Raw genomic sequence first — 23,883 nt, 5'->3', positions numbered from 1 at the left:
CCGATCTGCATGAAAGCGAAGACCCTGGCTCTCTCTGCATTCCTGTTCGCGGTTCCCGGCCTTGTGCTGGCCGCGGACAAGATCGTGCATTATCCCTTTGCCAACGGCGTAACAGCCGCCACGCAAAGCGGCAAGCTGGATGGCACCGTCAAGTTCTATCTCGCCGGCAATCAACCGAACGGACAAGTCACCATCGTCAACGACGATATCGAGATCACGCGCCGGACCAACGCTTTCTGGAAAGCCGATCAGAAAACCTGCGACTGGGCGCTGCAGTCGGTGTTGATCAGTCTGCAGGACGAGGCCAAGAAAGCCGGGGCGAATGCGGTGGTCGATATCGTGAGCAACTTCGGCAACGAATATAGCGACCCCCAGAACTACGAATGCCACGTCGGCTTCCTGATGTCCGGCGTGGTTTTGAAGGCCAAGCTAGCCAAAGTGCAGTAACCCGGGCGCCAGGTATCGGCGCAAAGCTGAATCGCCAGCGAATACGCCCCCTGATGCGCTGCGTCAGGGGGCGAATCGGCGTCTGCGCTACAATCTACCGGCTGTCATTCCTCATCCCCGGAGTTTGCAATGCGCCCGTTCCCCCTCGGTGAAGAGATCGACCTGCTGCGCGAAAGCGTGCACGCCTTCGCGGAAAAGGAGATCGCGCCACGCGCCGATCACATCGATCGCGAGAACCAGTTTCCGCACGATCTGTGGCGCAAGATGGGCGACCTGGGACTGCTCGGCATGACCATTCCCGAGGAGTACGGCGGCACCGGCATGGGTTTTCTCGCGCACATGGTGGCGATGGAGGAAATCTCGCGCGCGTCGGGTTCGGTAGGCCTTTCCTACGGCGCACACTCCAACCTTTGCGTGCAGAACATTTTCCATAACGGCAACGAAGCGCAACGTCGCAAGTACATTCCCAAGTTGTGCTCCGGCGAATACGTCGGTGCCTTGGCGATGAGCGAACCGGGCGCGGGTTCGGACGTGGTCGGTTCGATGCAGTGCAAGGCCGAGCAACACGGCGACGTGTGGGTCGCCAACGGTTCGAAGATGTGGATCACCAACGGCCCCGACGCCGATGTGCTGCTGGTCTACATGCGCACCGCACCGCGCGTGGCGGGCAGCCGCTGCATGACCGCCTTCATCGTCGAAAAAGGCATGAAGGGTTTCAGCACCGCGCAGAAACTCGACAAGCTCGGCATGCGCGGCTCCAACACCTGCGAACTGGTGTTCGACAATTGCGAAATTCCTGCCGAGAACATCGTCGGCGAAGTGAACGAAGGCGTGCGCGTGCTGATGAGCGGCCTGGACACGGAACGCCTGGTGCTTTCCGGCGGCCCGATCGGCCTGATGCAGGCGGCGCTGGATCTCGCCCTGCCCTATGTGCGCGAACGCAAGCAGTTCAATGCGCCCATCGGCACGTTCGGCGTGATGCAGGCGAAGATCGCGGACATGTATACCGCGCTGCAAGGTTCGCGCGGCTTTGCGTACATGGTCGCGCGCGGGTTCGACGCCGGCGTGAAGTCGCGCATCGATCCGGCCGCATGCCTGCTCAACGCGTCGGAGAACGCCGTGAAGGTGGCGCTGGAGGCGATCCAGACGCTGGGCGGCAACGGCTACATCAACGAATTCCCGGCAGGACGCCTGTTGCGCGATGCCAAGCTTTACGAGATTGGCGCCGGCACTAACGAAATTCGCCGCATGCTGATCGGTCGCGAGCTGTTCCACGGCAAGTATTGACGCGAAGCTTCGTGCGTTGACGAAAAAAGGCCCGCCAATCGCGGGCCTTTTCTTTTGGCGACGCAACAAGATTAGAAACGCAGGCTGTAATCGAACGTCCCCATCGTCGCGTGTTCGCGCTGCGCATCGTATTCGTTGAGCCCGAAGGACAGGTTGGAACGCTTCGAGAATTCCCAATTCAGCGAAAGACCGGCGACGCTGCCGTAGCGCGACAAGCCGATACCGTCGACGGGTGTAAATTGCTGCAAGGCCGTGAAGCTGGCATTGGGCACCACACCGTGCATGGCGAGCGCGTCCTGCCAAAGCAGCCTGGCCTGCAAGCTCAACTTGCCGCCGTTCGCCATGAGCCACTCGCGCGAACCGCGCACACCCAGACCGGCCTGCCAGCGTTGAATGGATTGCGTGCCGGACATCAGGCCAAATCCATCACCGCCCAGCTCATTGAAGCCGTTGCGTTCGATGGAGGCATATTCAAGGCTGCTATACGGCGTGAGCTTCCAGTTGCCTACGTTGAAGCGAAAACCGCTTTCGCCGTACACCACGTCGTAACTGCCGTTGCTGAAACTCGAAACGCCCGCGGTCTGGCTACCGAGTATCAATTCGCGACGGGTGTCCTGCCAATCGCTGCCCACACCGAAGCGGCCCATCGCATACCAGTTACCCTGCACGACACCGCCGTAGACCATGCCTTCCAGTGCACGACTGAAGCCCTGGTCCGCCGTCTGCGCGAGATTGCCCAATCCACGACTCTGGCTGATCGCGTAACCGACGATGCCGCCGTTACCAAGGCTGCGATCGCCGCCGATCATGCTGCCGTTGAGCTGGAAGCCGAGGCTGTCGTAACCGCTGCGCGAAAAGCTTCCCTGGTATCCGAGATTCTGGGTCCAGCTTTGGAACTTGCCGGAAGCCATCAGCTGCGGATGATCGAGCAAGGCATCAAAACGATCGGAGAGCGCCTGCGTATCGGCATCGATCGCTTCGAACGTCATCGCGGCGCTGGCCGCATACATCTGGCCGGAAAGACTGTTCAACGACTGCTGCATGGCGGCGACATTCGGCGTCTGCTGAATGCTTCCCGCGCCGCTGACAAAGCTGCTGGGCAGCGCCTGCGCCGTAGCACCGCTTTGCATCGTGCTGTTGATGGTGTTGAAAGCGCTTTGCACGCGCGCGGCGGCGGCATAGGTGGCGGCCGAGTAAGATAAGCCCTGGATCTGCGTGAGATTGACAGAGACGACGTTGAGATAGGCGTCGTTCGCGCCGTAACCGAGCGATGCCTGCAATACCACGCTCGACGGCGAAGTGAGGCTCGAGAACGTTCCCGTCAGTCCGCCAGTCGCGGTGAGCACTTCGGTGTGCGAGTTGGTCTGGTAGCCGCTGTCGGCACCGTACACATACAGCCCGGCGCTGTTGGACAGCGTGGCTGCGCCTGTGACCGCCAAAGCGGAACCCAAGGGCACTGCCAGCCTGCCGCCCGATTGTGAGTATTGGCCTGTCATGGTGAGGTTGGTACTGCCAACCACCAAAGCACCCTGATTATTTGTCACCGAGCCGTTGATCAAGGGCTTCGAAGATCCCGTGGAACTTCCGGTGATCGCCAACGTTGCACCGGAAGCAATGTTGGCGCTCGAGTTAAGCGATACCGCATTCAAGGTACCGCCATTGACCGCGGTACCACCGGTATAGCTGGATGGTTGACTCAAGGTGAGCGTGCCCGGGCCATCCAGAATCAGGCCGCCCGCACCGGAAATCGTATTGTTCCAACTCGACGAGCCGCTGAAACCCACCTCGACATTGCCCCAGTTGAACTGCTCGGGACCATTCACGGCAGCGCCGACATTGAGCACCCCGTAACCAAACGTCGGATTGGGTTGCGACCCGCCCAGCGGCGTCGCCGTACCCAGCAAGGTCTGCTGCACCAGGTAATTGGAGAAATAGGGATACGCCTGCCAGACCAGCGCCGCGGCGCCCGATACCTGCGGCGCTGCGAACGACGTGCCTTCCACGATGTAGTACGTGGGATTGGTGGTGCTCGCGAGTGTGTCCTTGTCCAGCACGATGACGTCGCCCGGTGCCGCAAGGCAGTAATTCATCGCGATGCCGCACTTGTTCGAATAACTGTCGAGCTGCGTGGGATTGTTGCTGTTCAATGCCACGGCAACCAGCCAGCCTTTCTGCAAGTTCGCATCGCTTGCAACCGTGGGCAGCGAAGCAATGGTGCTTGGATTGGCGGCCGAATCGTTGCCCGCCGCAAAGACCACCATCCCGCCGTTGGTTTCGACGAAAGGCGCATAAGCCTGATCGAACGCCGCCGTCGTTGCGGTATCGGTGGAACTCCACGAGATACCGCCCCACGAATTGTTCATGACCCTCACGCCGGCGCTGATCAATTGCTGATTGACCTGCCCCAGCGGCACGGCATCGGAACCGGTTACCGGCGTCGGAGGGCTCGAACCGTTATCGTCCGGCGCGTTGTCGGCGATGATGCGGGCGGATACCAAGTTGGCACCCGGCGCGATGCCACCGGCAAACTGCGAGAAGGACGTACCCGCGGCGATCTCGGACACCCATGTGCCGTGCCCGACGACATCGGGAATGCTGGTGTTGTTGGTCGACGGATCGACGTCGATGAATTCCTGCAACACACGCCCGGCGACGGCAGGGTTATTCGGCATGATGCCGCTGTCGACCACGCCGATCGTGACGCCCGCACCGGTGTAACCCTGATTATGCGCAGCGTACGTATTGGTCAACGCCAACTGCGCATTGATGGGCGGCGTCGGAACCGGCGCGCTGGACGACGGCGACGGCGATGGTGTCGGCGTTGATGAAGGCGAGCCCGACTTGACGTTGCTGTTGCCCCCTCCGCCACCGCATGCACTCAGCCCTAAAGCCAACCCGATGAGTAAGGCGATATCTCGGCGTCGCCACGCCTGCATTCCCGCTGACATAAGAAGCTCACCCCAGCCCGCTATGTTTGTCCCCGGCACTCGCCGAATGAAACCAGGCGTATGGCGGCATTCGACGGTGCCCTTCCGGCCCAGTTTGTCACAACCGGAGTGCGCTGGAGTGCGGTGATTTCTCACAAAATTTTACGTTTGCTGCTTTGCATCGAGGCCTGCGATAATTCGCAAGTTATTTCCCCTGGCGCCAAGCGCCTCAAAGCTCCTTCGGAGACCCTTATGTCGGACGTTAGCGTTGTCATCGCAGGTGCCAAGCGCACTGCCATCGGCTCTTTCCTCGGCCAGTTCACCGGCGTGCCCTCCCCCAAGCTCGGCGCCACCGCCATTCGCGCGGCACTTGAACAAGCGGGCGTGGCAGCCGGCGATGTCAACGAGGTGATCATGGGCTGCGTGCTGCCCGCCAACCTTGGCCAGGCCCCCGCGCGCCAGGCCGCCCTGCATGCCGGACTCCCCCCGGCGACCGGCTGCACCACGATCAACAAGGTGTGCGGCTCGGGCATGAAGGCCATCATGTTTGGTCATGATTTGATCAAGGCCGGCTCGGCGGCCGTGGTCGTTGCCGGCGGCATGGAATCGATGACCAATGCGCCGCACATGGTCAACGCGCGCACGGGCATTCGTTATGGCGACGGCCAGCTGGTCGACCACATGGCATGGGACGGCCTGACCAACCCCTACGACGGCAAGGCGATGGGCGTGTTCGGCGAGCTGTGCGCCGACAAGTACCACTTCAGCCGCGAAGAACAGGACGCTTTCGCCATCGAATCGGTCAAGCGTTCCCTGGCAGCCCAGACGTCGGGCGCGTTCAAGGACGAGATCGTTCCGGTCACGGTGTCCGGCCGCAAGGGCGACGTGCAAGTCGATACCGACGAGCAGCCGGGCCGCTCCGACATCGGCAAGGTTCCGTCGCTCAAGCCCGCGTTCCGCAAGGAAAACGGCACGATTACCGCTGCCAGCTCGTCGAGCATTTCCGACGGTGCCGCCGCGGTCGTGCTGCTGTCGGCGGACGACGCAAAGGCCCGTGGGGTAAAACCGCTGGGCCGCATCGTCGCCCATGCCACGCACTCGCAAGAGCCGGAATGGTTTACGACCGCGCCGGTGTCGGCCATCAGCAAAGTGCTTGAAAAGGCTGGCTGGAAGGTCGCCGATGTCGACCTGTTCGAAGTCAACGAAGCCTTTGCCGTGGTCGCCATGGCGCCCATGCGCGAGCTGGGCATTGCGCATGACAAGCTCAACGTCAACGGCGGTGCCTGCGCGCTTGGCCATCCGATCGGCGCCAGCGGTGCGCGTCTGGTCGTTACGCTTCTCAACGCATTGAAAACCCGCGGCCTGCGTCGCGGTGTGGCATCCTTGTGCATCGGTGGCGGCGAAGCCACGGCGATTGCAGTAGAACGTCTGGACTAAGGCTTTACCGGTAGCAACCGGCCAGGGTTATCCGACCCTGGCCGGCGCTTTAATGCGGCATGAAGTTGTTCGTTGAAACATGTAGCGTTGTTAACACGAAAGCGCTATTAATAATCCGCCAATTGGCATTCCACGGCTAAGGAGATCCATCATGAAGTTCACGCGTACCCTTCTCGCCTCTGCGCTCGTCGCGCTGCTGGCGGCTTGCAGCAACGGCGCGCAGGATTCCGCGCAGGACGCGCAGAAGTCGGCTGACCAGGCCCAGCAGGCAGCTTCGCAGGCTGCTGACCAGGCTCAGAAGGCCGCTGCTGCTTCCACCGCTGCAACCCCGGCTGCCGCTCCGGCTTCGACCGCTGCCGCTCCGGCTGCTGCTCCGGCTTCGACCGCTGCTGCTCCGGCCGCCGCTCCGGCTTCGACCGCTCCCGCTGCTGCAAATGCGATGAAGGCCGCCGCCAGCGACGCTGCCAAGGACGCCAAGAAGGGTAACTAATCCTTCGCTACAGGCTTCCATGAAACCGGCCGCCTTGTGCGGCCGGTTTTTTTATGCCTGTCGAAAGCCCGTTTTTAGCGATGATCCGCGTACACCGTTATCATCCACGGTTTGCCAGACGGTCGCCGTACGAAGCCATGAGCATCCTCACCTCGCAGATCGATCCCCGGTCCCCGGAATTCCAGGCCAGCAGCACCCAGCTGCGTTCCCTTGTCGACGATCTGCATCGAGAGATGACGCGCAGCGCCGAAGGCGGTGGCGCCAAGGCGCGCGAAAAACACACCTCACGCGGCAAATTGCTGCCGCGCGAGCGCATCCGAGCCCTGCTCGATCCGGGCTCGCCCTTCCTCGAGCTTTCGCCGCTCGCCGCGTATGGCATGTACGACGATGCCGCGCCGGCCGCGGGCATCATCGCCGGCATTGGTCGCGTGTGCGGCCAGGAAGTGGTGGTGGTTGCCAACGATGCGACCGTCAAGGGCGGCACGTATTTCCCGATGACGGTCAAGAAGCATCTGCGTGCGCAGGAAGTCGCTCTGGAAAATCGCCTGCCATGCATCTACCTCGTCGACTCCGGCGGCGCGTTCCTGCCGATGCAGGACGAGGTTTTTCCGGACAAGGAACATTTCGGACGCATTTTCTACAACCAGGCGCGCATGTCGGGCTTAGGGATTCCGCAGATCGCCGTGGTGATGGGTTCGTGCACGGCCGGCGGCGCCTACGTACCGGCGATGAGCGATGAGACCATCATCGTGCGCGAACAGGGCACGATCTTCCTCGGCGGTCCGCCGCTGGTGAAAGCCGCCACGGGCGAAGTGGTGGATGCCGAAGCGCTGGGCGGTGCGGATGTGCACACGTCCATCTCCGGCGTGGCCGATCACTTCGCCGAAAACGACGCGCACGCGCTGTCGATTGCGCGCGATATCGTGGCAAGCCTCAATCGCAAGAAAGACATGCCGCTGGCGCTGCGCGCCTCCGTCGAACCGCGTTATGCCGCGGAAGAACTGTATGGCGTGATTCCGCAGGATACGCGCCGGCCGTTCGACATCCGCGAAGTGATCGCGCGCATCGTCGACGACTCCGAGCTCCACGAATTCAAGGCGCGCTACGGCAAGACGCTGGTCTGCGGCTTCGCGCACATCCACGGTTATCCGGTGGGCATCATTGCCAACAACGGCATCTTGTTCTCCGAATCCGCGCTCAAGGGCGCGCACTTCATCGAGCTGTGCAACCAGCGCAACGTGCCGCTGGTGTTCTTGCAAAACATCACCGGCTTCATGGTCGGCAAGAAGTACGAGAACGCGGGCATCGCCAAAGACGGCGCCAAGATGGTCACCGCGGTAGCGTGTTCGCATGTACCGAAATTCACCGTCGTCATCGGCGGCAGTTTCGGTGCCGGCAACTACGCCATGTGTGGCCGCGCCTACGGCGCACGCTTCCTGTGGATGTGGCCTAACGCGCGCATCAGCGTGATGGGTGGCGAACAAGCGGCCAGCGTGTTGGCCACCGTGAAACGCGACGGCATCGAAGCCTCCGGCAAAAGCTGGGCTGCTGACGAAGAAGAAGCATTCAAGGCGCCCATTCGCGAACAGTACGAACGGCAAGGCCATCCCTACTACGCAAGTGCGCGCTTGTGGGACGACGGCATCATCGATCCGGCCGATACACGACGCGTGCTTGGCCTGGCCATTTCCGCGTCGCTTAATGCGCCGATCGAACCGCAACGCTACGGCGTATTCCGCATGTAATGCGTCGGACGCGCGAGCGATGGTTTGAACAATAAGCCTTCGTTGGATATGAACAAGGCGCATGGGTGCAACACCCATGCGCCTTGTTTTTAGCCACATGAAGCAACGACGAATCAGTAGTCGTACGTCATGCCGAAACGAACATAGCGCGGCTGCTGAAGCAACATCGGCGTTGCATACAGCGGATTCGGCGCAGCCGGAACGGTACCGGTGTTGTATTCCGAATATTCGTTGAGCGGCGTCTGTCCGTTGAAGAGATTGACCACGTCCAGGCTGAAGCCCAGTTTGTGCTCTGCGAACGCCGGGCGATAGCGGATGCCGATGTCGACCTGCTTCATCCACGGCAGACGGCCCGCTGCACCCGGCGGTGCCGGCTGGCCATTACACCAGTTGTAGAGCGAGCCGTAGCCGTCTGGATCCGTCTGGTTCGGGCCGTACAGACCCAGACAGTTCTTGGGACCACCCGAGACCAGCGTGAGGTTTGCCGAAACCTGCCACTCGGGCGTCAGCTGATAGTAGCCGTAGGCCTTGATCTGGTGAGTGTGATCCTGGCCAAGCGGACCGCGGGCATATTCCATCAGTTGCGGGAAATTCCAGTACGTGTCCAAGTTGGCTGCAAGCGCCTGGATGTCTGTTTCGCCCAAGCTCTCGGTATTGCCATAGCTGCGCGAGAACAAGTAGTCGATCTTGCCGTACCAGTGCCCGTCGAACGGATGTTCCAGGAATGTTTCGAGACTGTAGTACTTGAGCGACAAGCCTGGCAGACCCAACTCTGAATTGGTCAGCGTCACGTTGTGGTAGGCGCCGCTGGGATCCTGCACGGCAAAGGTATTGGCCTGGCCCGGATTGAAGTAGTAGCAGGTGGCATTGCTGACGTCGTCAATGCCCATCGAGGCCGCTTTGTTGATAATGACCTGATTGTCGCAGTATTGCTCGACATCATGCCGCAGGCTGCGCTGCATGGCTTTGGCACCATAGATCCAGGATGAGCCAAGCGTCTTGGTAAAGCCCAGGATGAATTCGTCCTGATCCTCGGACTTCAGGTTTTGCGCCGTGACCGTATTCGGCGAAGGCGTCTGACCATAGAAGTTGTTCGCTGACACAGGGGCGGATACCTGAGTCAGCCCCGTCGGTGTGCCATTCGCAGCAATGCCACTGTAGGTGTAGTACTGCTGCGTTATCAGTACCGGATTGGCCTCCAGGCCGGTGACCAGCAATCCGCCGAGATAATAGCGACCGGCATTGCCGTACACCTTGAAGCTGCCATCGCCATTGACGTCCCAACTGAAGCCTACGCGCGGCGACCACTGCGGCTTGGTCTGCCGCATGTATGGCTGGCTCGATGCGTTGTAGTTGGTGAAACCATCGTCCCGCAAGCCCAACGACAACAGCCAGCGATCAGTGACCTGCCACTGGTCTTCGATGTACTCGGCATGCTGCACCGCGGTCAGATTGCCGCCTTGGGTGGAGATGTTCTGGCTTACGTAGTAACCCGACGCCCCATTCGGATAGTTGGCAATCGGCCCCACGCCCAAGGCCGGCACCAGCGCCTGCGTTGGATTTGGCGTATCGCCGTAGTTCCAGTAATAACCGGGACCGGAAACTTCCGTCAGCTGATCCAGGGCACGGGTTCGCAAGTTATCGATACCGGCCGTAATCGTGTGGTCGCCGAGCACATAACTCAGGCTGAGCCGCAGGTTGCTGGTGGTGTAGTACGGGTTGGTTATCGAGCTGACGATCTGACTGCCGTTGTTCGGCACCCCGTTATTGAGCGCGGGATTTTGGAAAGTGGCACCCGAAATGTATGTCTCGTCGGGGTTGTAGCCGACCGGGGTGCTGTAATTGAAAGTCTTCATCTGGCCGTACAAGGCCGTGAAGGTCAGGTCGTCAGTGACGTAGCTGGTGAACTTGGCCGACCAGAAATTGCCGCCGCTCTTGGTGTTGTTGGCATATCCCGCCAACGTGGTTTCCTGCAGGTTTTTGTAATCGTAGTCGTAGACCGTGCCGGACGTCTCTTGCTTGCTGGAGGCGGCCGTCAATTCGAGCAGGTTCTTGTCCGTGATGTTCCAATTGACCTTGGCATACCACTTCGGCAGGTGCTGCTTGTAATTCTCGGCAGTACCCGGTGCTGACGCGATACCGCCTGCGTTGATCGGACTGCCTTCGCTGGAGGCCACCGGACCGACCGCATGACCACCCACATTGCTCATTTCAGCGGAAAGGAAGAAGAACAGCTTGTCCTTGATGATCGGGCCGCCAACATAAGCGTCGTAGACAGAAGTCCACTGGCTGTTCTTGCTGTTGGGATCGAACAGGTTTCCTGCCACCGGCGAAGGAGGCAAACCGTTCGCGTAGTAAGTATTGGCCTGCGTACCAACGAGTCCGGACGGTGTGTACTCCAATTGCCCGCCAAAGTGCCATTCGTTGGTTCCGCTCTTGCCGATCAGGTTGAGCACACCGCCATCGGAACGGCCGTACTGGGCGCTATAGCCACCTGTGTAGACTTCTTCCTGCGAAATCGAACCGTAGGGCAGCGTGATGCCGCCTTGTCCAAGCCACGGATCGGTCGTGTTGAATCCATTGATGTAATACGCGTTCGTTTCGACCGACGAGCCGCCGAAGCTGGGCAACGCTGCACCGGTTGTACTTGAAAAGCCGCCGCCATCGAGTACGGCACCCGGGGCAAGCAACGCGGCCGCCTCGGCCGACCGTCCCAGCGGGAGTGCGGCCAACTGCTGCGCTGTAATCACCGTGCGCGAGTCCACCGAACTGACATCGATCGGCGGCGTGGTGTTGGCGGATACCGACACGCCTGACAATTCCTTAGCCTTTACCGGTTGCTCGGTAAACGACACGTTCACGCCAACGCCCACGTTCAACACGACATGCTCATGCGTCTGCACGGCAGTGCCGTTGTTCATCAGCGTGACGGTGTAGTTTCCGACTGGCAATTGCGCGGCGTTGTAACGACCGTTGCCGTCGACCTGAATCTCGCGCCTCAGCCCCGTATCACTGCGAATGACAACGCTCGCCCCCTTCTCAGGAGGCACCTGGCCATAGATGTTGCTGGTCGTCGACTGGCCATGCACGCCCGCCGACATCAACAAGGAACCGATCGCGACTCCCAGGCATTTCTGTTTCAACGAATATGTTCTTTTCATGTAGGCCATACCCTCCCGATTTCGAATGAAGACTTTCAACCACCCTGCAAAAAGTGCCTTGCCGTTCTCCCGCTCCGTGGCATGCAGAACACTTCCGCGACGTTGTCGCCAACGTCACGAGCGTCTTTCACGCGAATCCCTCGCCGCTCCCCTGCCACTTCCTGCCACCTGTCCAATCGTTGTCTCCACGCATCGTTCTGCATGCATGGATTGCGTCGGAAGCTAGGCCGTGGGTATTCCTGTGGCGATGCGTCGAACGCACCGCCATGCGTACATCGTTGCCATCGCCGCGCATCGCGTCGTCATGCGTGTCGCACTCCGCCATGGATCGCGAAGGTCTCCACCACGCGCGTCAACACGCCCTGCGCGGGCGCATCGGGCAGCTGGCCGAGCGCGAGACAGCGCGCCAACGCCAGCAACTGCCCCACTGTCACTTGCAACATCGCTTGCTGCGCTTCGTCCAGCCCCGACAGACCGGGAAGATCGATGGCCAGATCGTTGGTGCCGATCAGATCCGCCGGTATGCGTTCGCCCACCACGATGCGCATGCCGCCGAGCTGTTTTTGCGCCAGCTCGCGCAACAGATCCGTTTCGTAAGCGCGTATGTGCGGTTCGCAGGAAAGGAAGGCCACGACCGGCGACGGGCGCTTCAACCAGGACATCGGGCCGTGGCGCAATCCGAGATAGGTTTCGCACATGGCGGTGACGGCACCGCCGGACATTTCCAGCATCTTCAGCGCCGACTCGCGTGCCGCGCCGAACGATGCGCCGCTGCCCAGATACATCACGGCATCGACATCGGTGCTTCCCGCTTCGAGCAGGGCGTCGCCATAACGCTCGAACATCTGTGTTGCGATGTCCGCGGCCAGATCCGCCAATCCGGTGGAGGTGTCGTCCGTCGTCGCATGCAGCAGGCCGGTGCCCGCCAGCAGCAGATTGGTGAAGCTGCTGGTCATGACCAGACTGCGGTCATTGGTGCGCTCGTCCAGTTGCAGCACGCTCACGCGCGGTTCGTTGCGGTAGCCAGTGGCGAGCCGCCCCTGCGGATTGCAGGTGATGACCAGATGCCGGTAGTACGGCTCCGCCTGCAGAACCTGGTCCACCACGCTGGCGCTTTCCGGGCTGTCGCCGGAACGTGCGATGGACACCAGCAAACCCGATCCGCGCGGCAACGTGCCGCGCGGGTGGGTGAGCAAGGTGCCCGCCGGAATGGCCTGACTCGGCACGCCAAGGCCCGCCTGCAGCGCAGGCGCGAGGCACTCGCCGACGTACACGGAACTGCCCGAGCCGGTCAGCACGATATGCCCGGGCTGCCGCGCCACCAGGCTGCGCAACTGTCCGCTGACCTCAGCCCCGACGAGCCTTGCCGCCGTATCGCGCCAGCTCGCCGGCTGCTGCAGGATTTCCCGCAACGTGTCGGCGTAGCCCAGGCGAACCTGCTCGGCAGGCGACGCTGAGCTCAACGATTCGATGGTCGGGGTGACCCGGACGAGCTTGGCTGGCATAAGCTTCCGATAAAATTTGACGCAAATCGAAATATTGCGAAACGACAAACGCACGGTATTCGAAACCAAACACAACTTGCAAGTCCTGTCATATCCTTTCGTAATAGGAAAATGACAGCCGGCAGCCCTCAGCCTCGTCAGGGCCGGCTCTTCAGGCGCAGTGATCCGCCACGCGGAGGCATGGAATGGGTCTTGGCAGAAAGCCCAGGCGGCGTAAACGCAAGGATCCGCAAGTCGCGGCGATCCCGACTGCTCGGGGGCACGACCTACGGGGAGAAGGGATTGGAGGTGGACCTAGGGCCGGTCAGGCAACAGGGCGCAGCCCTGCCGGGGACTTACTTGGAGCGCGGACGAAATTCCAGAGGCCGCACATCGGAATGGGCCGCGGCGGGCGGCTTGGGACCGCAGGCACCACACGTGCTGCAGCCGTCGCTGCAGTTGCCGGTGGCCTGTTTGGGTTGCAGGCGACGCCCGACGCCGCGCAGCCATGCCGCATGTCCTGGCTGGCTGAAATGAATCGACGCCGCGGCCAGCCATCGATTGGTCAGCTGCGGCGCGAGCTTGCGGAACGCAACCAGCGCACTGGCGAACACCACCAGACCGATCACCACATACTGCACAAGCAGGTTCGTACTCACAGGAACAGCCTCGTCACCTGATAAGTGATCAGCGACGCCGCATAAGCGACCACAAACATGTAGCTGAAAGAGATGGCCACATTGCGCCACGAATTGGTTTCGCGGCGAATCACGGCCAGCGTGGACATGCACTGCGGCGCAAACGCAAACCACACCAGCAGCGACAGCGCGGACGCCAGCGAGAAATTCGCGGTCAGCGCGTGCGCCAGTCCGGCGGTCTGCGCATCGCCGCCCACCGCGTACACGGTCGCCAACGCGGCGACGGCGGTTTCGCGCGCCGCAAAGGCGGGAATCAACGACAGGCTGATCTGCCAATTGAAACCCAGTGGCGCAAAGACATACTGCAACCCGCGGCCGAGATAGCCGGCAATGCTGTAGTTGATCGCCGGACCGGCTGCGCCTGCCGGCGGCGACGGGAAGGTGGAAATGAACCACATCAGTACCGTCAGCGCGAGAATCACGCCGGTCAAACGCTTGAGAAAGATCGCGCCGCGCTCATACAAGCCAATCGCCACGTCGCGCGGCTGCGGCATGCGGTACGACGGCAGCTCCATCAGCAAGGCATGTTCGCTGCGGTCGCGACGTATGTGCTTGATCACCCAACCCACCAGCATGGCGCCGCAGATGCCCGCGACGTACAGCGCAAACAACACCAGGCCTTGCAGGTTGAAAATGCCGAACACGCGGTGCATCGGAATGAACGCGCCGATCAGCAGCGCATAGACCGGCAATCGCGCCGAGCACGTCATGAGCGGCGCCACCAGAATGGTAGCGAGACGATCGCGCGGGTCCTGGATGCTGCGCGTACCCATGATGCCGGGAATGGCGCAGGCAAAACTCGACAGCAGCGGAATGAAGGAGCGTCCTGTCAGTCCCACCGACAGCATCAAGCGATCCAGCAGGAACGCCGCGCGCGGCAGATAGCCGGACTCCTCCAGCGTGAGGATGAAGAAGAACAGCACGAGGATTTCCGGCAGGAAGCCAAGCACCGTGCCGAGACCCGTGCAGATACCGTCCTTCAGCAATCCGCGCAGCGGACCTTCCGGCAACCAGACGGCGAGATGCGCACCCAGCCAGTCGAAGCCGTCGCCGATCAGATCGCTCATCGGCTTGCCGAAGGAATACACCGCCTGGAACACCAGGAACATCACCACGGCGAGAATCATCAGGCCGAACACCGGATGCAGCGCCCAGCGGTCGAGCGCATCGTCCAGCACGTCCGTGGCGCGCGGCATGTGAACGGTCGCATCGAGCAATTCGCGCACCTGCGCATGCAGACCCGCGCGGCTGGCGGCATCGTCGGCTTGCGCGGGCGCGGCTTCCGGCACTTCGCCATCCACGCGTTCGATCAGCGCACGCGCACCACCGCGCTTCACCGCAATGGTTTCGACCACCGGCAAGCCGAGACGGCGCTGCAATTCGGGAACATCGATCTGGATGCCGCGACGACGCGCGGTGTCCATCATGTTCAACGCCATGACTACCGGACGGCCGAGTCGCTTCACTTCGAGCACGAAACGCAGATGCAGCCGCAGGTTGGTGGCGTCGGCCACGCAGACGATAAGATCCGGCGCCGCCTCGCCAGGGTAATTGCCTTCCAGCACATCGCGGGTGATCTGTTCGTCAGGACTGGCGGCATCGAAGCTGTACGTGCCGGGCAGATCCAGTATCTGCAACACGCGACCGGAAGGCGCGGTAAAGCGCCCTTCCTTGCGCTCCACCGTCACACCTGCGTAATTGGCCACCTTTTGGCGGCCGCCGGTGAGCTGGTTGAACAACGCGGTCTTTCCGCAGTTGGGATTGCCGACCAGGGCAATGCGCAGCGTATTGGCGCTCATGCAACCTCCTCCTGCGCCCGCACACTGACCCGCGCCGCTTCCGCGCGCCGAAGCGCGAAACGCGTCGAGCCGATCTGGATCAACAAGGGATCCGCTCCGATCGGTCCGCGCGCCACCAGCCGCACCCGCTCGCCTTCGACGAAACCCAGATCGCGCAGACGCTGCGCAATAGGGTCGTCGGGATGGGCATCTTCAACTCGTTCAACCACAGCAGAAGCACCTTTCGGCAGGTCGGACAGGCGCACGGTTGGCAGCTTTCTAAATAAGAATGGTTCGCATTGTAACCACTTTTCGCATTAAGTGCAGTGGAACGGTCATTCTTAACAACCTGTGGTTAAGATGCCCCCGTTTGATTCCAGGATTCTCCCCATGACCAGCGCCGTCCAAATCGCCGACCACAACGGCATCCGCGAGCTCCGCCTGAACCGCCCGGAAGTCCACAACGCCTTCGACGACCGCCTGATCGCCGATCTCACCGAAGCGCTGAAATCGGCGGGTAGCGACCCGGCCGTGCGCGCGGTGGTGGTCACCGGCGTGGGCGCGAGTTTTTCCGCCGGCGCGGATCTCAACTGGATGCGCGGCATGGCCAAGGCCAGCGAGGCCGAAAACCGCGACGACTCCCTGCGGCTGGCCGAACTGATGCGTACCCTGCAATTCCTGCCCAAGCCCACCATCGCCCGCGTCAACGGCGCGGCGTACGGCGGCGGCGTCGGCCTGGTGGCCTGCTGCGATATCGCCATCGGCGTGGATACCGCGAAATTCGGTTTGACCGAAGTGAAGCTCGGCTTGGTGCCTGCGGTGATTTCGCCTTACGTGATCGCCGCGATCGGTTTGCGCAACGCGCGCCGCCTGTTCCTTACGGGCGAAATCTTCGATGCCGACACGGCCGCGCAGATCGGGCTGTTGCATCAATCCGTGCCGGCCGAATATCTCGACGACACCGTGCACAACGTGCTCAAGCTGCTCGCCAAGGCCGGCCCGGTGGCGCAGCACGAAGCGAAACAGCTGGCGTTCGGCATGCACGGATTGACCGAAGAAGCGGCCGAACGTATGGACCGCGACAATGCCGCTCTAATCGCGCGGCTACGCATATCCGAAGAGGGGCAGGAAGGACTGGGCGCCTTTCTCGACAAACGCGCGCCCGCGTGGAGCGCCCATACCTGAGCGTCAGGAGTCGCCATGACCAAGCCCGTCCTCAACCTCGACGAAGTCGTCATCGAAACGCCTTCCGCCGATCACGCCCCCAAAGGCACGAACGCGCAGCAGTACGACATCCGCTGGGGCGAAATCGCCAGCCGGATCGGCGCGCGCAAGCTCGGCTACAACCTCACTGTGGTAGCACCCGGCAAACGCAACTGCCCGTTTCACAGCCATCGCGTCGAGGAGGAAATGTTCTTCATTCTCGAAGGTACGGGCGAACTGCGTTACGGCGATGCACGTCATCCGCTCCGCGCGGGCGACATCATCGCCTGTCCGACCGGCGGCCACGAGACAGCGCACCAGATCATCAACACCGGCGACGTCGAACTTCGCTACCTTGCCGTGAGCAATCAATCCGAAGCAGAAATTTGCGAATACCCCGATTCGGGCAAGTACCTCGCCTTCGCACCCGGCGATGCGTCCGGCAAGCCGCTTCCCCGGCAAGTGCGCGTGATCGGCCGCCCCGAGGATTCGCTGGACTATTGGGACGGCGAATAACTGCCAATACGTGCCGCATGCTGCGCCGCGCATCGGCTAATACATGCAAATCTGATAGTTTTGGCAGGTTTGCAGCCCCCGTATTCCCCGCAAGGATCTCGCATGTTTGAGCGCGTATTGATTGCCAACCGCGGCGAGATCGCCTGCCGCGTCATCCGCACCTGCCGGCGCTTGGGCATCCACACCATCGCGGTGTACTCGGAAGCGGACAAGGACGCGCAGCACGTGCGCCTGGCCGACGAAGCATGGCCGATCGGCGGCCCGCGGCCAGCCGATTCGTATCTGCGCGGCGATGCGATCCTGGACGTCGCCAAAAAATCCGGCGCGCAGGCGATTCACCCCGGCTACGGTTTTCTGTCGGAAAACACCGGCTTTGCGCGCGCCTGCACCGAAGCGGGCATCGCTTTCATCGGCCCACGGCCCGAAAGCATCGACGCCATGGGTTCGAAGGCGGCGGCGAAAGCGCTGATGGAGAAGCATCAGGTGCCGCTGGTGCCGGGCTATCACGGCGACAACCAGGATGCGGCGTTCCTCGCCGAACAAGCAGGCAAGACCAGCTTTCCCCTGATGATCAAGGCGGCGGCAGGCGGCGGCGGCAAAGGCATGCGGATTGTTCGCAGCGAAAAAGAGTTCGCTGACGCACTGGCGTCGGCGCAACGCGAAGCCGCCAGTTCGTTCGGCGATACGCGCGTGATCCTGGAACGCTACGTCGAACATCCGCGCCACATCGAATTCCAGGTGTTCGGTGACACGCACGGCAACATCATTCACCTCAACGAGCGCGAATGCTCCGCGCAACGCCGCTATCAGAAGGTGCTGGAAGAAACGCCCTCGCCTTTTCTTACGCCGGAGCGCCGCAAGGCGATGGGCGAAGCGGCCGTCGCCGCCGCCAAAGCGGTGAATTACGTCGGCGCGGGCACGGTGGAATTCATCGTCGGACAGGACGGCACGTTCTTCTTCATGGAGATGAACACACGTTTGCAGGTGGAGCATCCGGTCACGGAAGAAACGCTTGGCCTCGATCTCGTCGAATGGCAGCTTCGCGTTGCCGCGGGAGAAGCACTGCCGTTGCGGCAGGAGCAGGTCGAGGCGCACGGTCACGCGATCGAAGTGCGCCTGTATGCCGAAGATCCGGACCAGAACTTCCTGCCCGGCTCCGGCAAGCTGCGTGTGCTCAAGCTGCCGGCGCCGTCGCGGCATGTGCGCCTGGACGGCGGCGTGATCGAAGGCGACACCGTCACCATTTTCTACGATCCGATGATCGCCAAGCTTATCGTTTACGACGCCGATCGCACGCAAGCGTTGCAGCGTCTGCGCGAAGCGCTCGCCGAGTGCGAGATCGTCGGGCCGAAATCCAACATCGCATTTCTCGAACGTCTGTCGCGTCACCCGGTCGTGGTCGAAGGCCGGATCGACACGGGCTATCTGGATCGTCATCTTGACGAATTCCTAACCGGCGACGCCGTGGTACCCGATCAGGTGCTGTTCGCCGCCACGATCGCCGCGCTGCTTCACGACGAACGCGCGGTGGTCGCCGACGCCCTGTCCACCCATGACCCCTATTCGCCCTGGTCGCGCGCGGATGCATGGCGCATCGGCCACGCCGGCAAGCGCATCGTGGCGCTGTCGTTGCGCGATCAGCGTTACGAAATCGAAGCGCACGGCCACGACGGCAACTACCAGTTGCAGCACGGCGAAGCCCGCTGCGACGCGCTAGGTGCACGACTGAACGGCGGCGTGCTGAGCGCAAGATTCAACGGTGAAAGCATTCGGCTACCGGTTTACGCCGACGCACAGCGCGTATCGCTTCACGACACAAACGGTCAACGCTACGCACTCGCGCGTGCTGCCGCCTTCGCATGGGAATCGAAGGAAGGCAGCGGCGGCAACCAGATCATTGCACCCATGCCCGGCCGCATCGTTTTAGTAAAGGCCAAGGCGGGCGATAAGGTGGAAGAAGGCCAGGAAGTGCTGGTCATGGAGGCCATGAAAATGGAGCTTGCCTTGAAGGCGCCGCGCTCCGGCACCATTGAAAGTGTAAGCGCGACACAAGGCGAATTTGTCGAGGCAGACGCGGTTCTGGTGCGTTTTACAAATTAATTACCCGATAAATAGAAGACTTCGTCATCGGCTTCCTGGCGTGGGCGTGTATGTATGGCAATGCAAACGTGGATGTGCTGTGCAGTATTCATCGCGATGGCCATGTGCGCGATCGCGAGACGCATTCGCGACGAGCGCCTGACATCCACGTGTCCGTTCATCCGAACCGGCACCGATTCCGCGCCCTTGCAGCACTCCCGCTCAATCTCCCAGTCGTAACCGGACGCCCATGGACACTTCGAATTTCGTACGCATCGTCGAAGTCGGCGCCCGCGACGGGTTGCAGAACGAGAAAACGCTGCTGCCACCGGATGTGAAGATCGCGTTGATCGATCGTCTGTCGTCGACCGGACTCAAAACCATCGAAGCGACCAGCTTCGTCAGCGCTCGCTGGGTGCCTCAGCTGGCCGATGCGGAGGAAGTGTTTCGCAACATCCGCAAGGTTCCGGGCGTGAGCTATCCGGTACTGGTGCCCAACGAACAGGGCTATCGCGCCGCACGTGCGGCGGGTGCGGAGGAAGTGTCGGTGTTCACGGCGGCTTCCGAAGCCTTCAATCGCGCGAACATCAACGCGACGATTGCCGATTCGCTGGTCCGCTTCCAGCCGGTACTGGACAGCGCCAAGGCCGACGGCGTGAAGGTGCGCGGTTATGTGTCCACCGTGCTGGGCTGTCCGTATCAGGGCGACGTACCGGTGGCCGACGTGGTCAGTGTCGCGAAGCGGCTGCACGAGATGGGTTGCTACGAAATCTCCCTCGGCGACACCATCGGCGTCGGCACGCCGGCCAAGGCGCGCGCGATGCTGCATGCGGTCTCGCAGGAAGTCCCCATGCACGCCATTTCCGTGCACTTCCACGACACCTACGGCCAGGCGCTGGCCAATATCCTCGCCTGCCTGGAAGAAGGGGTGCGCGTGGTCGACAGCGCCGTCTCCGGCACGGGCGGATGCCCCTACGCGAAGGGTGCCACGGGCAACGTCGCCAGCGAGGACGTGGTCTACATGCTGCACGGCATGGGCATGCAGACCGGCGTGAACCTGGATCTCCTGGTGGCCACCGGCGCCTGGCTGGCCGCACAGCTCAACAAACCCACGGCAAGCCGCGTGACCAAAGCACGCACCGCGTCGGCCTGACCATCGGCACCTTGCACTGGCTCGCGGGGTCGTTACGCTGGTGACTCCCTCAGGGATGCTCTGATTCATTCTTCGCAGACGGCATGATGTCCAGAAGGCTCGCAGGCTGTGGTGCGTGGCGCCGGGAAGACTGGCCGTCTTGCCAAGCCGCGCGGCGCAGCCTGCGGGCCTTCTGGACATCACCCCATCATTCAATTTCAAATCGCGGGGCCAGCCCTGTCTGTCCGCATGCCTTCGGCCCGCCGTCTCGACAGACAGCCAGTCTGCCTTCGCCGACGGCCCTGTGGCCTGCGAACAGACAGGGCTGGTGACGCCTGCGAAGAATGAACCAGAGCATCCCTAGAGTCAGTGTCCATGTCCGATTTCATCATTCGCCCCATCGAGCCGCGCGACAACTCAGCCGTTGCCAACATCATCCGAACCGTCATGCCCGAATTCGGCGCCGACGGTCCGGGCTTCGCCATTCACGATACCGAGGTCGACGATATGCAGGCCTCGTATGCGCGGTCGCGCAGCGCGTATTTCGTGGTGGAACGCCATGGCGTGGTGCTCGGCGGCGGCGGCGTGGCGCAACTGGAAGGCGCTACCGACGATGTATGCGAGCTGCGCAAGATGTACTTTCTGCCTGAAGCGCGCGGCATCGGCGCCGGTGCGAGCATGATTCAGCGGTGCCTGGACGCGGCGCGCGGCTTCGGCTTCAAACGCTGCTATCTTGAAACGCTGACGGGCATGGACGCGGCGCAGTCGCTGTACCGGAAACACGGGTTCACGCCGCTGGATACACCGATGGGTGGCACCGGTCACTTCAGCTGCGATCGTTTCTTTATCCGCGATCTTTAGCGAGGGTGCGATGGCCAGCCACGATCCGCGTGTCGATGCCTACATCAGGAAATCCGCCGACTTCGCGCAGCCTATCCTCGAACACATCCGCACCGTCGTGCACGCCGCCTGTCCCGAGGTGGAGGAAACCATCAAGTGGGGCTTTCCGCACTTCGACTACAAAGGCTCGATGATGTGTTCGATGGCGGCGTTCAAGCAGCACTGCAGCTTCGGTTTCTGGCAGCGCAAGGACGTGGTGGGCGCACAAGCCGAGCAAGGCATGGGCCAGTTCGGCAAGATCACCACCCTCAAGGACCTTCCGGGCAAGCGCGAACTCACCGGCTACATTCGCAAGGCCATGGCACTCAACGATGCCGGCATCAAGAAACAACGACCGGTGGCAGCACACAAACCGCCGCCGAAGTTGCCGGACGATTTCGCCGCGCTCTTGAAGAAACATGCGGCCGCGCGCAAAACCTACGAAGACTTCAGCCCCAGCGCGCAACGCGAATACGTTGACTGGATCACCGAAGCTAAAACCGGCACCACCCGTCAAAAGCGCATGGATACGGCACTGGAATGGCTCGCCGAAGGCAAGCAACGCAACTGGAAATACATGAAATGATTCGTATCGCCCGTGCCGAGGACGCTGCCGCCGTCCACGCCATTTATGCGCCAGCCGTCACCGACAGTGCGATTACCTTCGAGACCGAACTTCCCGGCGCGGAAGCGATGCGCCAGCGCATCCTCACGCGATTGCATCACTATCCGTGGCTGGTGTGGGAAGAAGACGGCCAGGTGCTTGCGTATGCCTACGCCACGCGCTTTCGCGAACGCGCCGCTTACGACTGGATCGCGGAAACGTCGATTTACGTGCATGCCGATGCGCGGCGCCGTGGCATTGCCCGCCGCCTTTATGGCGTGCTGCTGGATGTGATGGCCTTGCAGGGCATCAACCAGGCCGTAGGCGTCATCACGATGCCCGGCGAAGTGAGCGTTGCGTTGCATGAGTCGATGGGCTTTACGCCGGCAGGCATCTGGCGCAAGGCTGGCTACAAGAGTGGTCGGTGGTGGGACGTGGGCGTGTGGCAGAAGGAGCTGCAAGCTCCGGAGAATCCGCCCGCACCGCTGGCTGCTTTTTCATCGCTGATCGAATCGCGCGAGCTGCGCGAATGTCTGCAGCGATCATTCGATCCATAAAGTGGTCCGGCCAGGTACGCGCCTGGGCGTACCTGGCCACTTCAATATTCCCTAAGCTCGACCGTCAGTGATTGGCGGCGATGATGCTGAGAATCGCGCCGGTGGTGATCGCTGCCAGCAGAAAATCGCCGTTGTCGCTGCGGATGTACTGGTAGCCGCGCGGCGGCGGCCTCAGGCGGTAGCGACGCCAGTCGTTGACCACGTAACGACCGCCGCGATAACTGGGCGGTATATGTCCGCCCCTGCGATACCAGCCCTCATGGCGCCCTTGGTCGTACATGCCGTGGTAACGCGACGGCGGGGATTGCGGCGGCGGCGGGCCCTGCCGGTAACCCTGAGCCAGCGCCATCTGCGACGACGCCAGCATCACGCCGCAAAGGGCGATCATTCCCAATTGTTTCTTCATGACTCACTCCTCGTCCGGGCGGCGGGCACGGGAATCGCATGGGGTCTACGTTCCTTGTGACCGACGCCGTAATCCATTGATTTACATGGCACCCGCCGCGAACCCATCGCGGTGGTGCGAGTGGCAAGTTTGCGTCAGCCTCCCGAATGTTTCGTGAATATTCCGTGCTACCAGTGTTTTGCGTTCAGGGACCGGAGGCCCAGGAGCGGCCCGGAAAGCCTCTGCGCTACCATTACGGTTTTTACATTCCACCGAGGCATCTCATGCAGCTCAATCAGGTCAAGGCAATCATCACCGGCGGTGCTTCCGGTCTCGGCTACGCGGTGGCGCAGCACCTGGTGGCGAACGGCGGTCACGTCGCCCTGTTCGACGTCAACGAAGAGAAGGGTCAGGAAGCGGCCAAGGCGCTTGGCGGCAACGCGCGCTTCTTCCGCACGGATGTCACCTCCGAAGACGGCGTGTCCGGCAATGTCGCCGCCGCCCGCGATGCACTCGGCGGCCTGAACGTGGTCGTCAACTGCGCCGGCATCCTCGGCGCCGGACGCATGCTGGGCAAGGAAGGCCCGATGCCGCTCGGCACCTTCGCATCGACCGTGATGGTGAACCTGGTCGGCAGCTTCAACGTGGCCAAGGCGGGCGCCTCGCTGATGCAACACAACGACGCGGGCGAAGACGGCGAGCGCGGCGTGATCATCAACACCGCCAGCGTGGCCGCGTTCGAAGGCCAGGTCGGCCAGGCCGCTTACTCGGCATCGAAAGGCGGCGTGGTCGGCATGACGCTGCCGATGGCCCGCGAACTGTCGCGCTTTGGCATTCGCGTGGCGACGATCGCACCAGGCATATTCTGGACGCCGATGGTGGACGGCATGCCGCCGCAAGTGCAGGAATCGCTGTCGGCATCCATTCCCTTCCCGTCGCGCCTGGGCAAGCCGGACGAATTCGCCTCGACCGTGGCGTTCATCCTCGGCAACCGCTACATCAATGGCGAGACGATTCGCCTGGATGGCGCGGTGCGACTGCAGCCGAAGTAAGGCCGTTATCCGACCCCCCTCG

General features: G+C 62.0%; 20 protein-coding genes. 13 read left to right on the top strand and 7 right to left on the bottom strand.

The window, feature by feature from the left end:
* The first annotated feature begins 9 nt into the window (after positions 1 to 9).
* Positions 10 to 447, top strand: a complete 438-nt coding sequence (locus DWU99_RS09000) for an excinuclease (RefSeq protein ID WP_115477661.1) — start codon at positions 10 to 12, stop codon at positions 445 to 447.
* 129 nt (positions 448 to 576) lie between these two features.
* Positions 577 to 1,734: an isovaleryl-CoA dehydrogenase gene (locus tag DWU99_RS08995; protein ID WP_115477660.1), complete on the top strand. Its 1,158-nt coding sequence runs from the start codon at positions 577 to 579 to the stop codon at positions 1,732 to 1,734.
* Between the two features lie 71 nt (positions 1,735 to 1,805).
* Here the strand turns inward: DWU99_RS08995 and DWU99_RS08990 are convergent, their stop codons facing one another.
* Positions 1,806 to 4,682, bottom strand: coding sequence for an autotransporter serine protease (locus DWU99_RS08990; protein WP_115477659.1), 2,877 nt, complete (start codon positions 4,680 to 4,682; stop codon positions 1,806 to 1,808).
* 231 nt (positions 4,683 to 4,913) lie between these two features.
* Here DWU99_RS08990 and DWU99_RS08985 point away from each other — a divergent pair, with 231 nt between their 5' ends.
* From DWU99_RS08985 to DWU99_RS08975, 3 genes are all read left to right on the top strand, one after another.
* Complete coding sequence (locus tag DWU99_RS08985) at positions 4,914 to 6,098, top strand: thiolase family protein (protein WP_115477658.1); 1,185 nt, start codon at positions 4,914 to 4,916, stop codon at positions 6,096 to 6,098.
* Positions 6,099 to 6,249: 151 nt separating this feature from the next.
* A complete protein-coding gene (locus DWU99_RS08980; protein WP_115477657.1) occupies positions 6,250 to 6,588 on the top strand; it encodes a hypothetical protein in 339 nt (112 codons plus the stop codon).
* A gap of 137 nt (positions 6,589 to 6,725) precedes the next feature.
* A complete protein-coding gene (locus DWU99_RS08975; protein WP_115477656.1) occupies positions 6,726 to 8,333 on the top strand; it encodes a carboxyl transferase domain-containing protein in 1,608 nt (535 codons plus the stop codon).
* Positions 8,334 to 8,446: 113 nt separating this feature from the next.
* Here DWU99_RS08975 and DWU99_RS08970 read toward each other — a convergent pair whose 3' ends face one another.
* The 5 genes from DWU99_RS08970 to DWU99_RS08950 all read right to left on the bottom strand — a co-directional run bounded on the left by DWU99_RS08970 (position 8,447) and on the right by DWU99_RS08950 (position 15,720).
* Entirely contained in the window at positions 8,447 to 11,494 is a 3,048-nt protein-coding gene (locus tag DWU99_RS08970) for a TonB-dependent receptor (protein WP_115477737.1), read from the bottom strand.
* Positions 11,495 to 11,796: 302 nt separating this feature from the next.
* Positions 11,797 to 12,999 (bottom strand): SIS domain-containing protein, encoded by a 1,203-nt coding sequence (locus tag DWU99_RS08965; RefSeq protein ID WP_115477655.1) that lies wholly within the window; start codon positions 12,997 to 12,999, stop codon positions 11,797 to 11,799.
* Between the two features lie 335 nt (positions 13,000 to 13,334).
* Complete coding sequence (locus tag DWU99_RS08960; protein ID WP_115477654.1) at positions 13,335 to 13,637, bottom strand: DUF6587 family protein; 303 nt, start codon at positions 13,635 to 13,637, stop codon at positions 13,335 to 13,337.
* Positions 13,634 to 15,475 carry a ferrous iron transporter B gene (feoB, locus tag DWU99_RS08955; RefSeq protein ID WP_115477653.1) on the bottom strand — a complete coding sequence of 614 codons (1,842 nt, stop codon included), beginning with the start codon at positions 15,473 to 15,475 and terminating at the stop codon, positions 13,634 to 13,636. Before feoB ends, DWU99_RS08960 begins: the two co-directional genes overlap by 4 nt.
* Entirely contained in the window at positions 15,472 to 15,720 is a 249-nt protein-coding gene (locus tag DWU99_RS08950; protein ID WP_115477652.1) for a FeoA family protein, read from the bottom strand. The genes feoB and DWU99_RS08950 overlap by 4 nt, the downstream gene beginning before the upstream one ends.
* Before the next feature lie 124 nt (positions 15,721 to 15,844).
* Between DWU99_RS08950 and DWU99_RS08945 the strand changes: the two genes are divergently transcribed.
* The 7 genes from DWU99_RS08945 (at position 15,845) to DWU99_RS08915 (ending at position 22,424) form a co-directional block, all read left to right on the top strand.
* Positions 15,845 to 16,639, top strand: a complete 795-nt coding sequence (locus DWU99_RS08945) for an enoyl-CoA hydratase-related protein (protein WP_115477651.1) — start codon at positions 15,845 to 15,847, stop codon at positions 16,637 to 16,639.
* 15 nt (positions 16,640 to 16,654) lie between these two features.
* Positions 16,655 to 17,173, top strand: coding sequence for a cupin domain-containing protein (locus tag DWU99_RS08940; protein ID WP_115477650.1), 519 nt, complete (start codon positions 16,655 to 16,657; stop codon positions 17,171 to 17,173).
* A gap of 102 nt (positions 17,174 to 17,275) precedes the next feature.
* On the top strand, positions 17,276 to 19,273 hold the full coding sequence (locus tag DWU99_RS08935) for an acetyl/propionyl/methylcrotonyl-CoA carboxylase subunit alpha (protein ID WP_115477649.1): 1,998 nt from the start codon (positions 17,276 to 17,278) through the stop codon (positions 19,271 to 19,273).
* Between the two features lie 229 nt (positions 19,274 to 19,502).
* Complete coding sequence (locus DWU99_RS08930) at positions 19,503 to 20,405, top strand: hydroxymethylglutaryl-CoA lyase (RefSeq protein WP_115477648.1); 903 nt, start codon at positions 19,503 to 19,505, stop codon at positions 20,403 to 20,405.
* A gap of 354 nt (positions 20,406 to 20,759) precedes the next feature.
* Positions 20,760 to 21,245 (top strand): GNAT family N-acetyltransferase, encoded by a 486-nt coding sequence (locus DWU99_RS08925; RefSeq protein ID WP_115477647.1) that lies wholly within the window; start codon positions 20,760 to 20,762, stop codon positions 21,243 to 21,245.
* A gap of 10 nt (positions 21,246 to 21,255) precedes the next feature.
* Positions 21,256 to 21,849 (top strand): YdeI/OmpD-associated family protein, encoded by a 594-nt coding sequence (locus DWU99_RS08920; protein ID WP_115477646.1) that lies wholly within the window; start codon positions 21,256 to 21,258, stop codon positions 21,847 to 21,849.
* Positions 21,846 to 22,424 carry a GNAT family N-acetyltransferase gene (locus DWU99_RS08915; RefSeq protein ID WP_115477645.1) on the top strand — a complete coding sequence of 193 codons (579 nt, stop codon included), beginning with the start codon at positions 21,846 to 21,848 and terminating at the stop codon, positions 22,422 to 22,424. Before DWU99_RS08920 ends, DWU99_RS08915 begins: the two co-directional genes overlap by 4 nt.
* Positions 22,425 to 22,488: 64 nt before the next feature.
* On the opposite strand, the gene DWU99_RS08910 is transcribed toward DWU99_RS08915, so the two are convergent.
* Positions 22,489 to 22,830 (bottom strand): RcnB family protein, encoded by a 342-nt coding sequence (locus DWU99_RS08910; RefSeq protein ID WP_233510993.1) that lies wholly within the window; start codon positions 22,828 to 22,830, stop codon positions 22,489 to 22,491.
* Between the two features lie 263 nt (positions 22,831 to 23,093).
* On the opposite strand from DWU99_RS08910, the gene DWU99_RS08905 reads away from it, so the two are divergent.
* On the top strand, positions 23,094 to 23,861 hold the full coding sequence (locus DWU99_RS08905; RefSeq protein ID WP_115477644.1) for an SDR family NAD(P)-dependent oxidoreductase: 768 nt from the start codon (positions 23,094 to 23,096) through the stop codon (positions 23,859 to 23,861).
* Positions 23,862 to 23,883 lie beyond the last annotated feature (22 nt).

This window comes from Dyella psychrodurans, from assembly GCF_003363265.1.
GTDB lineage: Bacteria > Pseudomonadota > Gammaproteobacteria > Xanthomonadales > Rhodanobacteraceae > Dyella_B > Dyella_B psychrodurans.
The sequence above is the reverse complement of the archived record's forward strand: the minus strand, read 5'-3'. Positions and strand labels throughout refer to the sequence as shown.

Coding starts and splice junctions, on each gene's coding strand:
- DWU99_RS08905 (WP_115477644.1), top strand. CDS start 23,094: ATGCAGCTCAATCAGGTCAAGGCAATCATCACCGGCGGTGCTTCCGGT.
- feoB (WP_115477653.1), bottom strand. CDS start 15,475: ATGAGCGCCAATACGCTGCGCATTGCCCTGGTCGGCAATCCCAACTGC.
- DWU99_RS08990 (WP_115477659.1), bottom strand. CDS start 4,682: ATGTCAGCGGGAATGCAGGCGTGGCGACGCCGAGATATCGCCTTACTC.
- DWU99_RS08920 (WP_115477646.1), top strand. CDS start 21,256: ATGGCCAGCCACGATCCGCGTGTCGATGCCTACATCAGGAAATCCGCC.
- DWU99_RS08930 (WP_115477648.1), top strand. CDS start 19,503: ATGGACACTTCGAATTTCGTACGCATCGTCGAAGTCGGCGCCCGCGAC.
- DWU99_RS08935 (WP_115477649.1), top strand. CDS start 17,276: ATGTTTGAGCGCGTATTGATTGCCAACCGCGGCGAGATCGCCTGCCGC.
- DWU99_RS08970 (WP_115477737.1), bottom strand. CDS start 11,494: ATGAAAAGAACATATTCGTTGAAACAGAAATGCCTGGGAGTCGCGATC.
- DWU99_RS08965 (WP_115477655.1), bottom strand. CDS start 12,999: ATGCCAGCCAAGCTCGTCCGGGTCACCCCGACCATCGAATCGTTGAGC.
- DWU99_RS08910 (WP_233510993.1), bottom strand. CDS start 22,830: ATGAAGAAACAATTGGGAATGATCGCCCTTTGCGGCGTGATGCTGGCG.
- DWU99_RS08945 (WP_115477651.1), top strand. CDS start 15,845: ATGACCAGCGCCGTCCAAATCGCCGACCACAACGGCATCCGCGAGCTC.
- DWU99_RS09000 (WP_115477661.1), top strand. CDS start 10: ATGAAAGCGAAGACCCTGGCTCTCTCTGCATTCCTGTTCGCGGTTCCC.
- DWU99_RS08980 (WP_115477657.1), top strand. CDS start 6,250: ATGAAGTTCACGCGTACCCTTCTCGCCTCTGCGCTCGTCGCGCTGCTG.
- DWU99_RS08940 (WP_115477650.1), top strand. CDS start 16,655: ATGACCAAGCCCGTCCTCAACCTCGACGAAGTCGTCATCGAAACGCCT.
- DWU99_RS08915 (WP_115477645.1), top strand. CDS start 21,846: ATGATTCGTATCGCCCGTGCCGAGGACGCTGCCGCCGTCCACGCCATT.
- DWU99_RS08975 (WP_115477656.1), top strand. CDS start 6,726: ATGAGCATCCTCACCTCGCAGATCGATCCCCGGTCCCCGGAATTCCAG.
- DWU99_RS08985 (WP_115477658.1), top strand. CDS start 4,914: ATGTCGGACGTTAGCGTTGTCATCGCAGGTGCCAAGCGCACTGCCATC.
- DWU99_RS08995 (WP_115477660.1), top strand. CDS start 577: ATGCGCCCGTTCCCCCTCGGTGAAGAGATCGACCTGCTGCGCGAAAGC.
- DWU99_RS08925 (WP_115477647.1), top strand. CDS start 20,760: ATGTCCGATTTCATCATTCGCCCCATCGAGCCGCGCGACAACTCAGCC.